This is a genomic window from Pseudomonas sp. DCA-1, from assembly GCF_046523955.1.
Taxonomy (GTDB): Bacteria; Pseudomonadota; Gammaproteobacteria; order Pseudomonadales; family Pseudomonadaceae; genus Aquipseudomonas; species Aquipseudomonas putida_Y.
In genome coordinates, this window is the sequence record NZ_CP169881.1 from 2,882,523 (window position 1) to 2,897,923 (window position 15,401).

A 15,401-nucleotide genomic window follows, 5' to 3' on the forward strand; every position below is an offset into this window, starting at 1 on the left:
CTTTGCAATTAGCTATCAATCAAGGGTGACCTACACTGCTGCAGATCCTTCGCCCGAGAGTCCACTCATGACCGCCTCGCCCCTGCTTACTGCGTTTCTCCCGCTAGCCTTGGGCATCATCATGCTTGGCCTTGGTTTGTCACTGACCCTGGCTGACTTCGCTCGTGTAGTGAAGTACCCAAAGCCCGTGGTGGTGGGCCTGGTGTGCCAGATCCTGCTGTTGCCGCTGGTGTGCTTCCTGATCGCCAACGGCTTTGGCCTGGAATCTGCCCTGGCAGTGGGGTTGATGCTGCTGGCTGCTTCGCCGGGCGGTACCACGGCCAACCTGTTCAGCCATCTGGCCCACGGTGACGTGGCGTTGAACATCACCCTGACGGCGGTCAACTCACTGATCGCGATCCTGACCATGCCGTTGCTGGTGAACCTGTCGCTGAGTTGGTTCATGGCCTCGGACCAGGCTATTCCACTGCAGTTCGCCAAGGTCATGCAGGTGTTCGCCATCGTCTTGCTGCCGGTGGCGCTGGGCATGCTGATTCGCCATTTTGCCCCGGCGTTCGCTGCGCGCATGGAAAAGCCGATGAAGCTGGTGGCTGCGCTGTTCCTGGCCTTCACCATCGTCCTGGCACTGGCCAAGGACTGGCAGACGGTGGTCGAGTACGCACCGGTGGTGGGCCTGGCGGCGCTGCTGTTCAACCTGCTGAGCCTGACGGTGGGCTATTGGGTGCCGCGGCTGTTGAACATTCCCAAGCGTCAGGCGATTGCCATTGGTATGGAGATTGGCATCCATAACGGGACCTTGGCGATTGCCCTGGCGTTGAGCCCTTCGCTGCTGAACAACGCGACCATGGCGGTGCCGGCTGCGTTGTACAGCTTGATCATGTTCTTTACCGCGGCCGGTTTTGGCTGGTGGGTGAGCCGCGGGCATGTGGCGGCAGACCCCAAGGGTGAACCAGTGAACTGACGTCACTCAATGCCCGGAGGTGCCGGGCCTGTCAGGGATGCGTCACGATTGGCTGCGCCTGCTGCGCAGTTGCTGCTTCAACACCTTCAGCGGCGGCGCATAGAAAAAACCGAACGACACACCCCCCGTGCGCCCCTTCACCGCATGATGCAAGCGGTGCGCACGGTGCAAGCGTTTCAGGTAGCGATTGACCGGCCGCGGCTTACGCGGCCAATGCCGGTGAAAGAAGCCGTCGTGGGCCAGCACATACAGCGCCCCATAGCCTGCCACACCACCGCCCACCCACTGCAAAGGCGCATACCCACTTTTACCCAGTGCCACCAGCGCCGTGGCGATCAGCCCCAGGGCCACCAGGTACAGGTCGTTGGTTTCGAGCATGCCCAGGTGTGGCTCATGGTGCGAGCGGTGCAGCCACCAGCCCCAGCCATGCATGATGTACTTGTGAGCTAGCGTACCAACGCCCTCCATGGCCACCAGGGTGCCGAACAATACGGCGAGATTGAACAGCATGGAACGGTCCGGGTGATGGCAAAGGGAGGCGCAAGGTTACCGGCTGCCCAGGTTTTTTTCCATGTGGGCGTGACCGGCTGCAGGCCGTTCCCGCATGAAGCCATTGTCATGTTTTTGCCCTTGACCTGCTCTGCCACGCGGCGTATGGTCCGCGACGCAATTTTGCCTTCCTCAACAGGAGACCTGCCTTGGACAGTAGCCCCAGTCGCTTGCGACAGGCCCGCGTGGCGCGCTAGCCCGGCAGTGTTCTGCACTGTCTGGCCGCTCCGGCAAGACGGTGGTTTCCTGTAACCCCGCTTCTCCTTCCCTCCTCGTGGTCCTGCGCAATTTCTGGTTTTTCAACCGCGCCAACTGATGGCGTTCATGCGGGCGTATGCCTGCGGAAGAGGTTTGCTATGGATTGGAAAGTATTTCTGCTGCGCGTCAGCATTGCCTTGGTGCTGGGGGCGCTGATCGGTGCCGAGCGGCAATTGCGCCAGCGCCTGACCGGCCTGCGCACCAATGCGCTGGTCAGTACCGGTGCCTGCCTGTTCGTATTGATGACCCAGGCGGTGCCAGGCATGGCGCCTGCCGATGCGTCGCGCGTCGCAGCCTATGTGGTGTCGGGCATCGGCTTTCTCGGCGGTGGTGTCATCATGCGCGATGGCTTCAATGTACGTGGCCTGAACACCGCGGCCACCTTGTGGTGCACGGCTGCGGTCGGCGTGCTGTGCAGCCTCGGGCTGATGATGGAGGCGGCACTGGGCAGCCTGGTGGTGCTCTGCGCCAACATCTTGTTGCGTGATATCGCCCAGCGCCTCGACCGTCAGGATGTGGTGCCGGCCAACGAGGTGGAACAGCATTTCGAAGTCCGTATCGTCTGTCGCGGCGAGGATGAGATCCAGGTGCGTAGCCTGATGTTGCATAGCCTGGGCGACCCACAACTGCGCCTGCAGTCGTTGCAGAGCCAGGACCTGGACAACCCTGCGCGCCTGGAAGTGCGCGCGGAGCTGTTGGGCACCGCGCAGGCGCCGGCGCAACTGGAGCGCCTGGTCAGCAGGGTCAGCCTGGAGAAAGGTGTAAGCTCGGTGCGCTGGCAATTAAAGCCGCAGGTGCTGGCGACGGATTAGAACGACAGGAGTGATTCATGCTTATCCGCCCTACCCTTGAACAGGACATAGAGTGGCTGCCGGACGTCGAGCGCTCGGCAGCCCAGGCATTTGTCAGTTGGCCGGCACTGGCCTGGCTGGCGCAAGGCGAAGTCATGGACTGTTCGGCGCACAGGGCTTTCGTCGAGGCAGGTGGTAGTTGGGTGGCGCAGGACGGGGCTGGGTGCATTGTGGGTTTTGCATGCGCCCGGCTGGCGGATCATGCATTGCACCTTCATGAAATATCGGTGCGCCAGGAGGCCCAAGGGCAAGGTGTCGGGCGCCAGTTGCTGCAGCAAGTGGTCGATGCAGGGCGCTGCGCCGGTGTACGTGAGCTGACACTGACCACCTTTGTGGATGTGCCTTGGAATGCGCCGTTCTATGCACGTTTCGGGTTTGAGATGCTTCAGGAAAGCCGGCTTTGCGAACGACTCCAGAGCATCCTCGCGAGCGAGCATGCTCACGGTCACAGTGGGCGTTGTGCAATGCGTCTGCGCGTTTCGCCGCCTCTCACCCTATAGTTCAGTGTCGCGCGGTCTAAACCGGCAGCGAAAAAGATTAAACCTTTGCCACGCCTTCACCCTCAACCGTACGCGACACTGAGGTCGCGCCACGGTTTAAGGAGTGAAGCATGAATAGTCTCTTCATCAGACGCGTTGGTTTCTCCATGGTGCTGGGCCTGGCATCGGTACACGCAATGGCGGCGACTTCCGATGATTTCGTCGAAGCGGCCACCGAGGCCGGTATTGCCGAAGTGGTGACTGGCAAGCTGGCTCAGGAGAAAAGCCAGAACGCCGAGATCAAGACATTCGCCCGGCAAATGGTCACCGACCACACCCAGGCCAACCAGAAACTCAGCGACATAGCCGTCAAACTGGACATTTCCGTGCCGGATGAGGCCGCAATGACCGACAAGGTCAAGAAAATGATCCTGGAATGGCGCGATGAATCCTTCGACAAGGCGTACCTCAACAATCAGGTCGACGCTCACGAAAAAGCGGTGGAACTGTTCAAGAAGGAGGCTGCTTCGTCCGACAAGGCCGAGCTGAAAGCCTTTGCCAGCGAAACGCTGCCCAAACTCGAACAGCACCTGGAGCAGGCCAAGGCTCTTCAGTCCAAGCACGGCAAGTGAGGCCCCTCATGAGTAACGATGCATTGAAGACCGAAGTACTTACCCGCCTGCTGCATGCCCACCCCGAAGGGCTGGGTAAGGAAGTGCTGGACAACTACCGCGGCGAAAAGGCGGTGGCCGGCATGCTCAAGACGCTGCAGGAAGCCGGTCTGATTCACGACGGTAGCGTGGCGGTAAGCAGTGATCATCAGATCAGCGTGCACTACCCGATCAAGCTGTCGGCGGCAGGCGTAGAGGCCGCCAGGCGCGCCGAGGGCTGACACTTACCTGGTCTGGTCTTGTCGCCAGCAAGCCCGCCCCGAGGGATAGCGCATGGCTTGCCGGCGATGAGGCCAGTCATCAAGGCCGTGGTTCACTGCTTTTTCTCAATGTCTCTAGGCGGCTTGGCCGGGCCCTGCGGGTCGACTTGAGGGTCTTCGACATCCGGGGAGTCGGGGTCGAAACCAAGGTCTGTCTTTTTATCGGCCTGCTCGGTCGAGTGAGGCCCCTCTTTACGTGGTGGTTGAGATCCAGGCATGGCGTTGTCTCCGGTGAGTGTCTAAGGAAGAAACCACCCGCCAGGAAAAGTTTGATTAATCTGCAACCGAGCCCAATTGCGCCCGACACTGCGCCAACGCCTCGTCGCGTGCCTTCAACTGTTCCTCGAGCCACTGCAACTGCCGCACCTGCTCGGCGCACACGTCCCGTCTGGCTTCCAGACTCTGGGCTTGCACATCCAACTGGCGGCGCATCTCTTCGCTGGCGCCTTGTGCCTGGGCCAGGATCGTGCGCAGGCCCTGGATCTGCGCATCGCGCTGTTCCAGCAACTCATCCTGCGCCCGGCATTCACTGGCCGCCTGACGATGCTCTCCCAGCAACCGCTCATTGTCACGGTGCAAGCGGGTAAGTTCGTCCTGCTTGATGATCATGCCCTGCTGCAACTGGCGTAATTCCACCTGCATCTGCTGCAACTGCGCTTCGTGGCGGCGCTGTTCCTGCTCACGCTGTTCACGGCTGGCATTGCGGTAGTGCTCCAGGGCGTCGCGGGCATGGCGGTGCTTGTCTTCCAACGATTTGACCTGCTCGTCCTTGTCAGCCAGGCGCACCTGCAACTCACCCAGTGACTGGTTGAGGCTGGCACTGCGCAGCTGTTCGGCTTGCAGCGTGCTCTGGGTGGACAACAGTTTTTCTGTCTCTGCAGCCAATGCTGCTGCATCGATCTTGTGTTGCTGGTGCGCTGCAGCCAGTGCCTGCTGGGCGATTTCCAGCTGCGCCTCAAGCGTCTCGCGCTGTTGCGTGAAGGTGCTCTCGGCCTGTTCGATCTTCAGATCGGCCTCGTCCTGCAGCTGGGTTGCCAACTGCCCGACCAGCCGACTAAGCACATCGCTGAGCGCGGCGCCCCCTTCGGAAGCCATCGGCTGCTGGCCGTTCAGTTCCTTCAGGTAGCGGTGAATCGTGGTCTTGGAACCGGTATTGCCCAGCTCGATACGTATGGCATCAATGCTGGGGTTCTCGCCCCGGGCAATCAGCGCCTGACGCGCTTGCTGCACTACCACCTTGTTGATACCGCCCCGGGCCATGCGTGCTCCTAAAAATTCGTACTATGTTATGTACCACGTAATGACATGCCAATTATGGAGATAACGCATGGCACCTGCAAATAATTCCTACCGCCTCATAATCACTTTTTTGCATGTGCGCGCCTGGTGCCTTGGTCGCAAATATGCCCCCAGGTCAACTGTCATTTCTAACAGTTTACTGCAATCCACTTTCGGGAGTTAATCGGCTACAAGTACACAACAGTGGTGAATCGCGATGCCCCCCAAGGACTTGAGTCAACCCTCGATCATGACGGTATTGTCCAAGCCAGATTTAAACGAGTACTGGGACCGCCATGCGTCACGCAAACGCAACACCCTCAGCGAAAAAATCATCTATGACGAGGAGGCCGGCTTCGGCATTTACAAGTTTGGAGCGCTCGATCTAGGCACCGCCTTCATGCGCTTCGGCGAAGACCTGTTACTGGTCGTTCAGCGCGTCTTGAGGTACATGGGGTTTCGCACAAGAATACGCTCAGGCACCATCACCCAGCGCATTTATGAAATCAATCAGGCTTGGTATTCTGACGCCGACGTTGTCGTGATGATGACCTTGTCAGCGCCACTCAAGTATACAATCGACAATGAAGGAAGCCTTACGCTTAGGCTGCCCGCTGGGGCTACAATTCACCATAACGGCAGTGGTTACCCTAAAGAAATGGTGGACGACCTCATACAAGAGCGCGGTATTAAACTACCCTCTGCCGTGCCACCCACCGGGATACTATTGGGTGATACCATCGGCCAGTTCACAGACGGCGACCCCCTCATGCTGTTCCAGGTTCCAGCGCCCTCGACGCCCTCAAGCCCGGACACCTTGAGCGTTAACGGCGAACGACTAACCGGACCTGTGGGGTTTGGGATTATCTATCAGGACACCGCCTTCCCCGAGCTGAAGCAGGGTCACCCACCCCGAGACAGGGACACAGCTGTGTCATTGTTCGCGCCGAAGGAAATGATAGATTTCATGAATGGCGCCTACTATCCAGCGAGCGGTGCTTATTCTGCCGAATTCGCGCTGAATAGCGCGTTCGAGGCTACAGATAGCGCCTCTGAACCTGCAGTGCCTGCGTCAATCTACCCACTACTGAAGGAAGTGTATGCGGGTGCTGAAAAGCAGGCGCTCACGTTGGAGCCTGCAACCCCCAATAGCCAATTCACATTTGTCGGCGAGGCACTGGGTGAGTTGAAGCAAGAGAGCGGAAGCTGGTTTTACTACCCGCCCGCCCCTCTTGACCCTGCCGTCATACTTGAGGTAACCAACAAAACCAATGTCCCCGCAGCGTTGTCCGCGACCGTGCCTGAATACCCATTGGTCGCCGATGTAATCAAGGCGCAAGTTGGCAGTCAATACGCGACGTCGACGTTCTTGACACCCTTGTTCGGGGAGACCCACTTTTTTAAAGCATCCCTTTCTTCAGGAAAAGTCAAACTCACCCTGTTCTACTCAAGTTTCGAATGCGATGAACCGATTGAAGTCAGTGCGGAAAATACCCAATGGGTCAGAATCACAGGGAATGGTAATATCGATAAAAGTGGCGTTTTCACCCCTGCCGCTGACCAACCTAGCCCTTTTACCGTCTGGCTGGCGAGAGACATTGAGGACGATCATTATTATTACTGGGCATCTGTCGTTTTGCCGCTGCCGATACTCGAGCCCGCTAAAGTGCTACAACTCATCAATGGTTGAAATCAGCGCCATACCCACACTCCGATGATTCCGTCGATGCAGCCACCGAAACCGGCATTGCTGAAGTGGTGACCGGCAACGGAAGCTGCAGGCTCGCCACCTTGTGTCGGTAACGCTTTGCCGCCACCATGGAAGTCCAGCACCGATCACCGACAGAAAATGACCCTGGAAAACTACAAGGCAATCGCCGACAGCATCGCCATGCTGCTGTATCCGCACGCTGAAGTCATCGTCCATGAACTGCACAGCCAGACGGTCGTGCACATCGCCAACAACTTTTCCCGGCGCAAGCTGGGCGATGATTCGGCGATCGATCACGAACTGGACGATGTGCTTGGCGGTACCAACCTGGGCCCTTACGAGAAGCTCAACTGGAACGGCCAGAAGATCCGCTCCATCAGTACCGTACTGCGCAACTCGCAGGGCGAACCCGAGCACCTGATGTGCATCAATCTGAACGTGTCGGTACTGGAGCAAGCCCGCGTGGCGCTCGATGCGTTCTTCCAGATGAGCCGGCTGGTACCGCAACCTGACTCGCTGTTCCGCAATGACTGGCAGGAACGTATCAACACCTTCCTGCATGCCTGGCTGCAAGAGCGCAGCTTGTCGCTGCAGACCTTACAGATGAAGGATAAACGCAGCCTCGTGCAGGCACTGTACGCTGAAGGCGCGTTCGAAGGGCGAAGTGGTGCTGACTATGTCGCGAACGTTCTGAGCATGGGTCGAGCCACCGTTTACAAGTACCTGAAAGAGCTCAAGGGCTAACTGCCCGCCGCTTGGCCGAACTGGCAGCCTGTCAGAGTGTTGCCAGCGATTGTCCTCGCCCACTTGCCTTGAGTAGATTGACATTCTACTGTGGATAAATATTCCACAAGGAGCGCAGCATGCCAGTCGCTACTGTTTCACCGACCGTTGTCGATGCCCGATACCTCGATGCACTGTACACTTCCATAAGGGAAGCCCACGGCGCGCTGCGCCCCGCCGTCAGCATCACGCCGCTGACGCGCAGCGCCCATCTGTCGGCACTGACCGGCTGTGAAGTGCTGCTCAAATGCGAACACCTGCAGCACACCGGTTCATTCAAGTTTCGCGGTGCCAGCAACAAGGTGCGCCTGCTGCCGGCCGAGGTGCGCAAGCAGGGGGTGATAGCCGCCTCTTCCGGCAACCATGGGCAGGCACTGGCCTTGGCCGGCAAGATGGCTGGCGTGCCAGTGAAGGTCTACACCACCACGGGCGCATCGGCATACAAAATAGAGGCAATGCGCGCGCTGGGCGCCGAAGTGGTCTGCCTGCCTACCGACCCGCTGAGTGCAGAGCTGGAAGCAGCCAGGCAAGCCGAGGCCCACGGCGTACCCTTCGTGTCCCCCTACAACGACCTGCAAGTCATTGCCGGCCAGGGCACCATAGGCATGGAGTTGTTTGAGCAGGCGCCAGACCTGGACGCGGTGTTCGTTGCCGTGGGCGGTGGCGGGATGATTTCCGGCATCGGCGCCGCCCTGCGCGTACTCAAGCCGGGCACTGAGATCATCGGCTGCTGGCCGGCGAATGACCCAACACTGCAGCAATCACTCAAGGCCGGTGAAATCATCGAAGTGGATGCCTGCGCAACGCTGTCCGATGGCACGGCTGGCGGCGTCGAGCCAGGCTCGATCACCTTCCCACTTTGCCAGGCGCTGCTCACCGATACCGTGCTGGTCAGCGAGGACGAAATTCGCTGCGCCATGCGCGAGATCGCCAGCAGTGAGCGCTGGATCATCGAAGGCGCTGCAGCCGTTGCGGTCGCCGGCATGCAAAAGCTCGCCGAGCGCTATCAGGGCAAGCGTGTCGCGGTGATCCTGTGTGGCCGTAACATCCTGCTGGAAAAGTTCCTCGAGGCCGTTCAATGAAGGTCTTCAGCAAGGCGCAGATCATCGCCCGCTTCAACCCAGAGCTGGCGGTAAGCCAGCTGGAGGAAGGCTTTATCGCCTACTCCGAAGGCAAGGTGCAGGTGCCGCCCGTGCAGGGCTTCGCTTTCAAGGGCGCGAACGGTGACTGTTGCGTGAAGTCGGCCTACATCGAAGGCAGCCCGACCTTCACCGTCAAGCTTTCGACAGGCTTTTACGACAACCCGCCCAAGGGCCTGCCGAGCAATGACGGCCTGATGCTTGTGCTGTCTGCACACACGGGTCAGCCGCTGGCATTGCTGCAGGACCATGGCTGGCTGACTGCCATGCGCACCGCCCTGGCCGGGCGGATCGCCGCCCGGCTGCTGGCGCCGACCAAGGTCAAGGCCATTGGCATCCTCGGCACCGGCATGCAGGCGCAGATGCAGCTTGAGCAGCTTCGCGCGGTGACCGATTGTCGTCAGGTGATTGTCTGGGGCCGGCAGGAAAGCGGGCTCGCGGCCTATACCGCATTTGCCCGCGAACTGGGCTTCGGAGTGCACAGCACGCAGGATGCTGCCGAGGTTGCGGGCGCTGCAAACCTGATCGTCTGCACCACGCCTTCCCGCCAGGCGCTGCTACACAGCGCGTGGGTCCAGCCGGGTACGCATATCACCGCCGTCGGTGCTGATGCGCCCGGCAAGCAGGAACTGGACCCGGCACTGGTGGCCAGGGCAGACCGTATCATTGTCGACTCCATCGCCCAGTGCAGCCAGTACGGCGAAGTGGCCCATGCCCTCGGCAGTGGCCAGATCGACGCTAACCAGCTGATCGAGCTGGGTACGCTGCTGGCTGGCCGTGCCAAGGGGCGTGAGCACGACAGCCAGATTACCTTGGCGGACCTGACCGGTGTGGCAATGCAGGATGCACAAGTTGCAAGCTACGCCTTGGAAGCCCTGTGCACCTGAGGCATCGACAGCGTCAGCGCAAACGTTGCACCTGCGCTGGCGTGCGCTGCATCAGCACCTTGCCATTGCGTACCGATACCAACGCGTGCCCCTGGCTGCGCACCATCTCGTAATCATCCGGCGCCGACAGCAGCAACAGGTTCGCCGGCCGACCCACCTCGATGCCATAGCGCTCGCCCAGGTTCAGGGTGCGGGCGCCGTTGTCGGTAATCAGGTCCAGGCAGCGCTGCAGGTCTTCATAGCCAAGCATGTGACAGATGTGCAGGCCGGCTTCGAGAATGTGCAGGATGTTGCCATTGCCCAGCGGGTACCACGGGTCGACGATGGAGTCCTGGCCGAAGCACACGTTCATGCCGGCGCGGTCGATCTCGGCGACGCGGGTAACGCCACGACGTTTCGGGTAGTTGTCAAAGCGCCCTTGCAGGTGAATGCTCTCGGTCGGGCACGACACAAAGTTGATGCCCGACAGCTTGAGCAGGCGGAACAGCTTGTAGCAATACGCATTGTCATACGAGCCCATGGCCACGGTGTGGCTGGCCGTGACCCGGGCCCCCATGCCGCGTACCCGCGCTTCTTCGGCCAACACTTCGAGGAAGCGCGATTGCGGGTCGTCGGTCTCGTCGCAGTGCACGTCCACCAGGCAGCCGGTACGCTCGGCCAGGTCCATCAGGAACTTCACCGACGATACACCCTGGTCGCGGGTATTTTCGAAATGCGGAATGCCGCCGACGACGTCGGCGCCAATTGCCACGGCTTCAGTCATCAGCGCCCGGCCGTTGGCGTACGACTCGATACCCTCCTGCGGGAAGGCGACAATCTGCAGGTCGATCAGCTCACGCACTTCGTCACGCACCTCGACCATGGCCTTGAGCGCAGTGAGTTTCGGGTCGGTCACATCGACGTGGGTGCGCACATGCTGGATACCGTGGTCCACCAGCATGCCGATGGTTTTTTTCGCACGGGTCTTGATGTCGTCGTGGGTGGTGATTTCCTTGCGCTCGGACCAGCGCTCAATGCCTTCGAACAACGTGCCGCTCATGTTCCACTTCGGCTCGCCCGCGGTCAGCGTGGCATCAAGATGAATGTGCGGCTCGACAAAAGGCGCGACCACCAGGTTTTGCCCGGCGTCCAGATCATTGACCGTAGCGGGCGTCACGACGTCGGGCTGGGGCACGATGGCGGCAATGCGCTCGCCGTTCAGTTCGACGCGGAACAGGCCAGGCTTGCCGCGCAGGCGTGCGTTGATGATGTTCATGCTGTTACTCCTTGCCGTGGGCTTCGCTCATGCGCCATACCAGCATGGCGACCGAAGCATTCATGCGAAAAAGCGGGTCGTCCAGCGACTGCCCGCTCAGTTGTTCGATGCGCTGGATGCGCTGATTGATCGTGTTGCGGTGCAGCCCCAGACGCTGTGCGGCCTTGAGCCCGTTGCCATTTTCCATGAGCAAGGCGTCGAGGGTATGCACCAAAGCATGGGCATGTTTGCGCCCGGGGGCGATCAGCGGGCCGAGGGTGCGGCTGACGAAATCGTCAACCAGCGAGCGGTCGACAATACCTTGCAACAGGCGCAGCACGCCAAGCTCGCTGAAGTTGCAGTAGCCGTTGGCCGGGCGCAGATGCTGCGCCACATCCAGCGCCTGGCGTGCCTCGTTGAGGGCCTGGCGGTAGTGCGCGCAATCGTCAGCGAGGCTCGACAGGCCCATGTAAAGGCCCAGTTCACCTGTCGCGGCTTGCAACTGCCGGTACAGTGCACCCAACGTCTCGGGTAAGTCGTGCGTATCGGCCAGCAGCACCACGAACAGGTCGCCCGGCAGCTGCGCCGTCACACTGTCAGGCCGCTGGCGGCACCAGGCTTCCAGCTGGTCTTCCAGGGCCTGCCGGGTGGCTTGCCAGGTACGCTCGCCGTGTGCGAGCCCGTGGCGCTCGAACAAGCCGTCCACGCCTGTCAGGCGCAATGCCAGCAGGCGCTGCGGCTTGTCCAGGGCGAGTTGCAGGTGCGCTGCACGCTGCCGGGCAATCGCCAGGCTCGGGTAGTCGCCCGTGAGCAGTTGGCCAAGGATGTCGTTGCGCGAGCGGCGCACCTGGCTCATCTGCACCAGTGCAGTGCCGATCAGGTGGGTGACCACCACCATCTTCAGCGCGTAGGGTTGCTCGATCAGTGGTAAGCCCAGTTGCTCGGCGCGCGCGATTACGGACGCCGGGATGCTCTGGATGAAACTGCCGCCGGTGAGAATCACCATGCCGGCAATGCCCACGGCGTCGCCATCCTCCACCAGGCTCAGCAGGTTGGCTTCGCCGCGCGGGTGGTTGATGCCGGTGACGAATACCAGCTCACCGCCCATCACCCATTCAGCGATACCCTCGTTTTCCGCCACGTAAGGCCAGCGTACCCGCCGTTGCAGGTTGCGCGCCCCGGCCCGCACATTCATTTCGTGCAGGCCGGGCAAACGCAGGATCTCGTCCAGCGCCAGGCTCACGGCTCAACACCCGCCTGCCCCGTCGCCCGGCGGCGTGCGCCCAGCTCCAGAATGACGATGTAGCACACTGCCGAGGCGGCGATGCCCACCAGCGGCGCGACCCACGGTGAGGCATAGGCCAGTACAGCGCCCACGGCATAGGCAAGCAGCCCGGTGAGGTTGTAGCGTGGCAGGTTTGCCGCCCCCAGCGCCGGGTATTTGCCGCGGTGGCGATACCAGAAGTCAGCCATGATTACCCCACCCACCGGCGGAATGATCGACCCCAGCAGCACCAGGAACGGGATCAGCATTTCGTACATGCCACCCATCGCCAGTACAATGCCAACCCCGGCTGCCACCAGCGTTGCCGTGCGCCGGCGCTCGCTGCGCAACAAGTGGCAGGCGGCGGCCGACACGTTGTAGATGGTCGGACCCTGAATGGTCCACAGGTTCAGGCACAGCATCACCACCGCCGCGAACGACAGCCCCTGCAGCATCATCACGTCGACGATATCGGCCTGCTGGTAAACCATCGCGCACCACGCGCCGGCCACCACCATCAGGCCGTTGCCAAGGAGGAATGCCACCACGCTGGCGGTCACCGCTACCCGGCCACTGCGTGCCAGCCGTGTCCAGTTGGTGGCCTGGGTGGCGCCACTGGCGAAGGTGCCGAAAACCATGGTGACTGCCGCCGAAAAAGTCATGGTTTCATGCGGTACAACGGCAGCCAGGCCGGCAAAGCCACCGGCATCGCGGGTGGCGATGTACATGGACACCAACAGCAGCACGAACATCAATGGCACCGACACCCGCGACAACACATCCAGCCCCTTGAAACCGATGATGGCCGTAATGCTGAAACCCAGCCCGAACAGCACCATCAAAGGCATGCCGAAGCCATCCGCCAGCCCCAGCAGCTTGACCAGCACGATGGCCACCGTGGCCGTGCCCCAGGCATACCAGCCCAGTTCGGCAAAACCCAGCAGAAAATCCGAGAGCCGGCTCCCCGCTTCACCAAAACAGAAGCGCCCCATCAGCACGGTGTTCAGCCCGCTGCGCGAGGCGATGAAGGCCAGCACTGCGGCATACAAGGCAAGCAGGCTGTTGCCGAGGGTGGCCACCCACAGCATGTCGACAAAACTGAATGCCATGCCCAGCTTGCCGCCGGCGAACATCGTGCCGGTAAAGAAGGTGAAGCTGAACAAGACCATCGCGATCGGTAACAGGCCCCTACGGGCGGACTGCGGGGCTTCGCTGAGGGGGAATTCGCTGGGTGAGCTCATTGCAAGGGGGCTCCGGGTTTGTAGTTGGGAGCTGAAAGAGCAATATGCGGGCCGCTTTTTTACTGCGCCGCCACCCGGAAAAATCGGGCTGGTCGCCCAGAAATCCATATGCACTGTGCACATTAAAGCCGCAATCTGACGATAGGGAGTGTGCGGGACGACTTATTTTGAGGCGTTCATGCACCAAAGCGGGCTCAGGCTGGGTAGTAATCACCCAGCCCACGGCGGTTTACACAGCTCCGTCCAGCCCCATCTGCCAGAAATCAGCCTCCAGGCTCGATGCCTGGCCAAAAATCCCTGCCAGTTCGGCGAACCGCTGCTCGGTCATGCTGCGCGCCGCCAGTTCATCCAAGTGCTTGCGCGCTGCCGCTGCCACCCCTTGGTAGCCCTCCCCGGCATACTCGCCAATCCACTCGCGGTAGGGGTGATTGCTCAAGTCACCAATGCGCTCGGCCAGGGTCCGGCCGATTTCGGCATAGCCGATCACGCAAGGTGCCAGTGCCACATGCAGCTCCAGCAGGTCGCCGGCAGCGCCGCAGTCCAGCACGTAACGGGTGTATGCCACCGTGGCCTGGTGCTCTGGCGCGGCTTCGATGTCTGCCTGGGTCAAGCCCCAGCGTGCGCACAGCCGCAAGTGCAGCTCGGTTTCATCCAGGATCGCCGCCAGCCCGGCCTGCGCCGCGCGAATGTCGGCCGGGCGGCGGCTTTTGTAGGCGGCCAGCGCCCAGGCGCGGGCGAACTGGATCAGGAACAGGTAATCCTGCACAAGGTAGGTCCGGAACGCTTCCTCACTCAGCGTACCCTCGCCCATCTGACGTACGAAGTCATGGTCTACGTAGCTGTTCCATTGTGGCGTGGCGGCGGCCTTGAGGCGCTCGAAGATATCCATGCTCATTTGCCCTCCGGATACACTGCATCGAAGAAAGCCAGCTCCAGCGCCACGGTGCGCTGGTAGAAGTCACTGGCCAATGCGGCCTCCTGCGGGCCGACGCGGTCCAGCTCGGCCTGCAGGAAAGCGACGAATGCCTGGAACGCCGGGTTGTCGTGCAGGGTAATCCACTCGGCATGGACGAAGTTGTCCGGCATCGGTTTTGGCGCCTTGAGCGCCCAGTCCAGATACAGCCCTTCGGCGACGTTCAGCACCGCCAGTGCCGCTGCGTAGGAACGGGTGGCTGCCGCTTCGCGCATGATCGCCTTGAAACCTGCGGTAGGCGCGGTATCGGCCGGTTCACTGCGTTGCGCCGGGCTGACACCCAGGGCCTCGAAGGCACGCAGGAAATAGGTGTTCTCGTCACTGGAGATCATCCCGGCAAAGCGGCCGAAGCGCAGGCGGGCTTCAAACGTATCAGCGGTGGCAATGGCCGCGCCCAGCAGGGTCAGGAAGCTGTCGAGGAAACGGTGGTCCTGGACCAGGTAGTCGACCATGATCGGGTCAGGCAGGCTGCCGTCGCACAATCGGGTCACGAAACGGTGGCCAACGGCCGCCGACCAGGTCGGCTCGCACTGGCGGCGCAGGGACTGGCTGAAACGTTCGGTCATGTTGCTGTCCTTGATGAGGGTGACAGCGAGACCGTGGCAATTGACATGGACTGGCCTCGCAGTGAGGCCGGCAAAAAGGCAGGTTACAAGCCCCATCCCTTCGCCGGCATGATCCGGATCAGGTTCGAAGGGTCACCGCGCTGTAGCGTTCAGCGGTTTCTCAGCCCATTGCCGGGCTCCCCTTGGTGGCGCTCAGGTATACCCGAGGGCGCCACGTCTGTCACTAGTCCAGCTCCCCAAACTGTGGGCAATGGTGACCCGCTAATGGGCATCTGTCCCCATTCTTGACGCGCCAT

At 61.1% G+C, this 15,401-nt stretch carries 17 protein-coding genes and 1 riboswitch; of the genes, 9 read left to right on the forward strand and 8 right to left on the reverse strand.

Features of this window, described 5'->3' with window-relative positions:
• The first annotated feature begins 67 nt into the window (after window positions 1-67).
• Window positions 68-961 (forward strand): bile acid:sodium symporter family protein, encoded by an 894-nt coding sequence (locus ACE4QZ_RS13560; RefSeq protein WP_021784733.1) that lies wholly within the window; start codon window positions 68-70, stop codon window positions 959-961.
• Between the two features lie 42 nt (window positions 962-1,003).
• On the opposite strand, the gene ACE4QZ_RS13565 is transcribed toward ACE4QZ_RS13560, so the two are convergent.
• Window positions 1,004-1,471: a sterol desaturase family protein gene (locus ACE4QZ_RS13565; protein WP_021784734.1), complete on the reverse strand. Its 468-nt coding sequence runs from the start codon at window positions 1,469-1,471 to the stop codon at window positions 1,004-1,006.
• Between the two features lie 395 nt (window positions 1,472-1,866).
• Here ACE4QZ_RS13565 and ACE4QZ_RS13570 point away from each other — a divergent pair, with 395 nt between their 5' ends.
• The 4 genes from ACE4QZ_RS13570 (at window position 1,867) to ACE4QZ_RS13585 (ending at window position 3,990) form a co-directional block, all read left to right on the forward strand.
• Entirely contained in the window at window positions 1,867-2,580 is a 714-nt protein-coding gene (locus ACE4QZ_RS13570; protein WP_021784735.1) for an MgtC/SapB family protein, read from the forward strand.
• A 17-nt stretch (window positions 2,581-2,597) separates the two neighbouring features.
• Window positions 2,598-3,119: a GNAT family N-acetyltransferase gene (locus ACE4QZ_RS13575; RefSeq protein WP_021784736.1), complete on the forward strand. Its 522-nt coding sequence runs from the start codon at window positions 2,598-2,600 to the stop codon at window positions 3,117-3,119.
• Between the two features lie 110 nt (window positions 3,120-3,229).
• Window positions 3,230-3,730 carry a DUF4142 domain-containing protein gene (locus ACE4QZ_RS13580; RefSeq protein ID WP_021784737.1) on the forward strand — a complete coding sequence of 167 codons (501 nt, stop codon included), beginning with the start codon at window positions 3,230-3,232 and terminating at the stop codon, window positions 3,728-3,730.
• Window positions 3,731-3,738: 8 nt separating this feature from the next.
• Window positions 3,739-3,990: a hypothetical protein gene (locus ACE4QZ_RS13585; RefSeq protein ID WP_004374436.1), complete on the forward strand. Its 252-nt coding sequence runs from the start codon at window positions 3,739-3,741 to the stop codon at window positions 3,988-3,990.
• Window positions 3,991-4,082: 92 nt separating this feature from the next.
• Here ACE4QZ_RS13585 and ACE4QZ_RS13590 read toward each other — a convergent pair whose 3' ends face one another.
• Both ACE4QZ_RS13590 and ACE4QZ_RS13595 read right to left on the reverse strand, forming a co-directional pair.
• Window positions 4,083-4,247, reverse strand: a complete 165-nt coding sequence (locus tag ACE4QZ_RS13590; protein ID WP_172402784.1) for a DUF6021 family protein — start codon at window positions 4,245-4,247, stop codon at window positions 4,083-4,085.
• Window positions 4,248-4,302: 55 nt separating this feature from the next.
• On the reverse strand, window positions 4,303-5,289 hold the full coding sequence (locus ACE4QZ_RS13595; protein WP_021784738.1) for a DNA-binding protein: 987 nt from the start codon (window positions 5,287-5,289) through the stop codon (window positions 4,303-4,305).
• A gap of 235 nt (window positions 5,290-5,524) precedes the next feature.
• On the opposite strand from ACE4QZ_RS13595, the gene ACE4QZ_RS13600 reads away from it, so the two are divergent.
• The 4 genes from ACE4QZ_RS13600 to ACE4QZ_RS13615 all read left to right on the forward strand — a co-directional run bounded on the left by ACE4QZ_RS13600 (window position 5,525) and on the right by ACE4QZ_RS13615 (window position 9,827).
• Entirely contained in the window at window positions 5,525-6,997 is a 1,473-nt protein-coding gene (locus tag ACE4QZ_RS13600) for a hypothetical protein (RefSeq protein WP_021785123.1), read from the forward strand.
• 159 nt (window positions 6,998-7,156) lie between these two features.
• Window positions 7,157-7,762, forward strand: a complete 606-nt coding sequence (locus ACE4QZ_RS13605; protein WP_021785122.1) for a transcriptional regulator — start codon at window positions 7,157-7,159, stop codon at window positions 7,760-7,762.
• Window positions 7,763-7,881: 119 nt separating this feature from the next.
• The gene (locus ACE4QZ_RS13610) at window positions 7,882-8,883 is read left to right on the forward strand and encodes a threonine/serine dehydratase (protein ID WP_021785121.1); all 1,002 of its coding nucleotides are present in this window, start codon (window positions 7,882-7,884) and stop codon (window positions 8,881-8,883) included.
• Window positions 8,880-9,827 (forward strand): ornithine cyclodeaminase family protein, encoded by a 948-nt coding sequence (locus ACE4QZ_RS13615; protein WP_021785120.1) that lies wholly within the window; start codon window positions 8,880-8,882, stop codon window positions 9,825-9,827. The genes ACE4QZ_RS13610 and ACE4QZ_RS13615 overlap by 4 nt, the downstream gene beginning before the upstream one ends.
• A 13-nt stretch (window positions 9,828-9,840) precedes the next feature.
• On the opposite strand, the gene codA is transcribed toward ACE4QZ_RS13615, so the two are convergent.
• The 5 genes from codA to ACE4QZ_RS13640 all read right to left on the reverse strand — a co-directional run bounded on the left by codA (window position 9,841) and on the right by ACE4QZ_RS13640 (window position 15,105).
• Window positions 9,841-11,082 (reverse strand): cytosine deaminase, encoded by a 1,242-nt coding sequence (gene codA / locus ACE4QZ_RS13620; protein WP_410480453.1) that lies wholly within the window; start codon window positions 11,080-11,082, stop codon window positions 9,841-9,843.
• 4 nt (window positions 11,083-11,086) lie between these two features.
• The gene (locus ACE4QZ_RS13625) at window positions 11,087-12,304 is read right to left on the reverse strand and encodes a PucR family transcriptional regulator (RefSeq protein ID WP_021785118.1); all 1,218 of its coding nucleotides are present in this window, start codon (window positions 12,302-12,304) and stop codon (window positions 11,087-11,089) included.
• Window positions 12,301-13,566, reverse strand: a complete 1,266-nt coding sequence (gene codB / locus ACE4QZ_RS13630; protein WP_021785117.1) for a cytosine permease — start codon at window positions 13,564-13,566, stop codon at window positions 12,301-12,303. The genes ACE4QZ_RS13625 and codB overlap by 4 nt, the downstream gene beginning before the upstream one ends.
• 229 nt (window positions 13,567-13,795) lie before the next feature.
• Entirely contained in the window at window positions 13,796-14,461 is a 666-nt protein-coding gene (gene tenA / locus ACE4QZ_RS13635; RefSeq protein ID WP_021785116.1) for a thiaminase II, read from the reverse strand.
• A complete protein-coding gene (locus ACE4QZ_RS13640; RefSeq protein ID WP_021785115.1) occupies window positions 14,458-15,105 on the reverse strand; it encodes a TenA family protein in 648 nt (215 codons plus the stop codon). The genes tenA and ACE4QZ_RS13640 overlap by 4 nt, the downstream gene beginning before the upstream one ends.
• Before the next feature lie 78 nt (window positions 15,106-15,183).
• Window positions 15,184-15,298: riboswitch (TPP riboswitch) on the reverse strand.
• Window positions 15,299-15,401: the final 103 nt, after the last annotated feature.

Excerpts from the sequence above, each read along its gene's own strand:
- ACE4QZ_RS13585 (WP_004374436.1), top strand. The coding sequence starts at position 3,739 with ATGAGTAACGATGCATTGAAGACCGAAGTACTTACCCGCCTGCTGCAT.
- ACE4QZ_RS13580 (WP_021784737.1), top strand. The coding sequence starts at position 3,230 with ATGAATAGTCTCTTCATCAGACGCGTTGGTTTCTCCATGGTGCTGGGC.
- ACE4QZ_RS13610 (WP_021785121.1), top strand. The coding sequence starts at position 7,882 with ATGCCAGTCGCTACTGTTTCACCGACCGTTGTCGATGCCCGATACCTC.
- codA (WP_410480453.1), bottom strand. The coding sequence starts at position 11,082 with ATGAACATCATCAACGCACGCCTGCGCGGCAAGCCTGGCCTGTTCCGC.
- ACE4QZ_RS13605 (WP_021785122.1), top strand. The coding sequence starts at position 7,157 with ATGACCCTGGAAAACTACAAGGCAATCGCCGACAGCATCGCCATGCTG.
- ACE4QZ_RS13600 (WP_021785123.1), top strand. The coding sequence starts at position 5,525 with ATGCCCCCCAAGGACTTGAGTCAACCCTCGATCATGACGGTATTGTCC.
- ACE4QZ_RS13615 (WP_021785120.1), top strand. The coding sequence starts at position 8,880 with ATGAAGGTCTTCAGCAAGGCGCAGATCATCGCCCGCTTCAACCCAGAG.
- codB (WP_021785117.1), bottom strand. The coding sequence starts at position 13,566 with ATGAGCTCACCCAGCGAATTCCCCCTCAGCGAAGCCCCGCAGTCCGCC.
- ACE4QZ_RS13560 (WP_021784733.1), top strand. The coding sequence starts at position 68 with ATGACCGCCTCGCCCCTGCTTACTGCGTTTCTCCCGCTAGCCTTGGGC.
- ACE4QZ_RS13640 (WP_021785115.1), bottom strand. The coding sequence starts at position 15,105 with ATGACCGAACGTTTCAGCCAGTCCCTGCGCCGCCAGTGCGAGCCGACC.
- ACE4QZ_RS13570 (WP_021784735.1), top strand. The coding sequence starts at position 1,867 with ATGGATTGGAAAGTATTTCTGCTGCGCGTCAGCATTGCCTTGGTGCTG.
- tenA (WP_021785116.1), bottom strand. The coding sequence starts at position 14,461 with ATGAGCATGGATATCTTCGAGCGCCTCAAGGCCGCCGCCACGCCACAA.
- ACE4QZ_RS13565 (WP_021784734.1), bottom strand. The coding sequence starts at position 1,471 with ATGCTGTTCAATCTCGCCGTATTGTTCGGCACCCTGGTGGCCATGGAG.
- ACE4QZ_RS13575 (WP_021784736.1), top strand. The coding sequence starts at position 2,598 with ATGCTTATCCGCCCTACCCTTGAACAGGACATAGAGTGGCTGCCGGAC.
- ACE4QZ_RS13590 (WP_172402784.1), bottom strand. The coding sequence starts at position 4,247 with ATGCCTGGATCTCAACCACCACGTAAAGAGGGGCCTCACTCGACCGAG.
- ACE4QZ_RS13595 (WP_021784738.1), bottom strand. The coding sequence starts at position 5,289 with ATGGCCCGGGGCGGTATCAACAAGGTGGTAGTGCAGCAAGCGCGTCAG.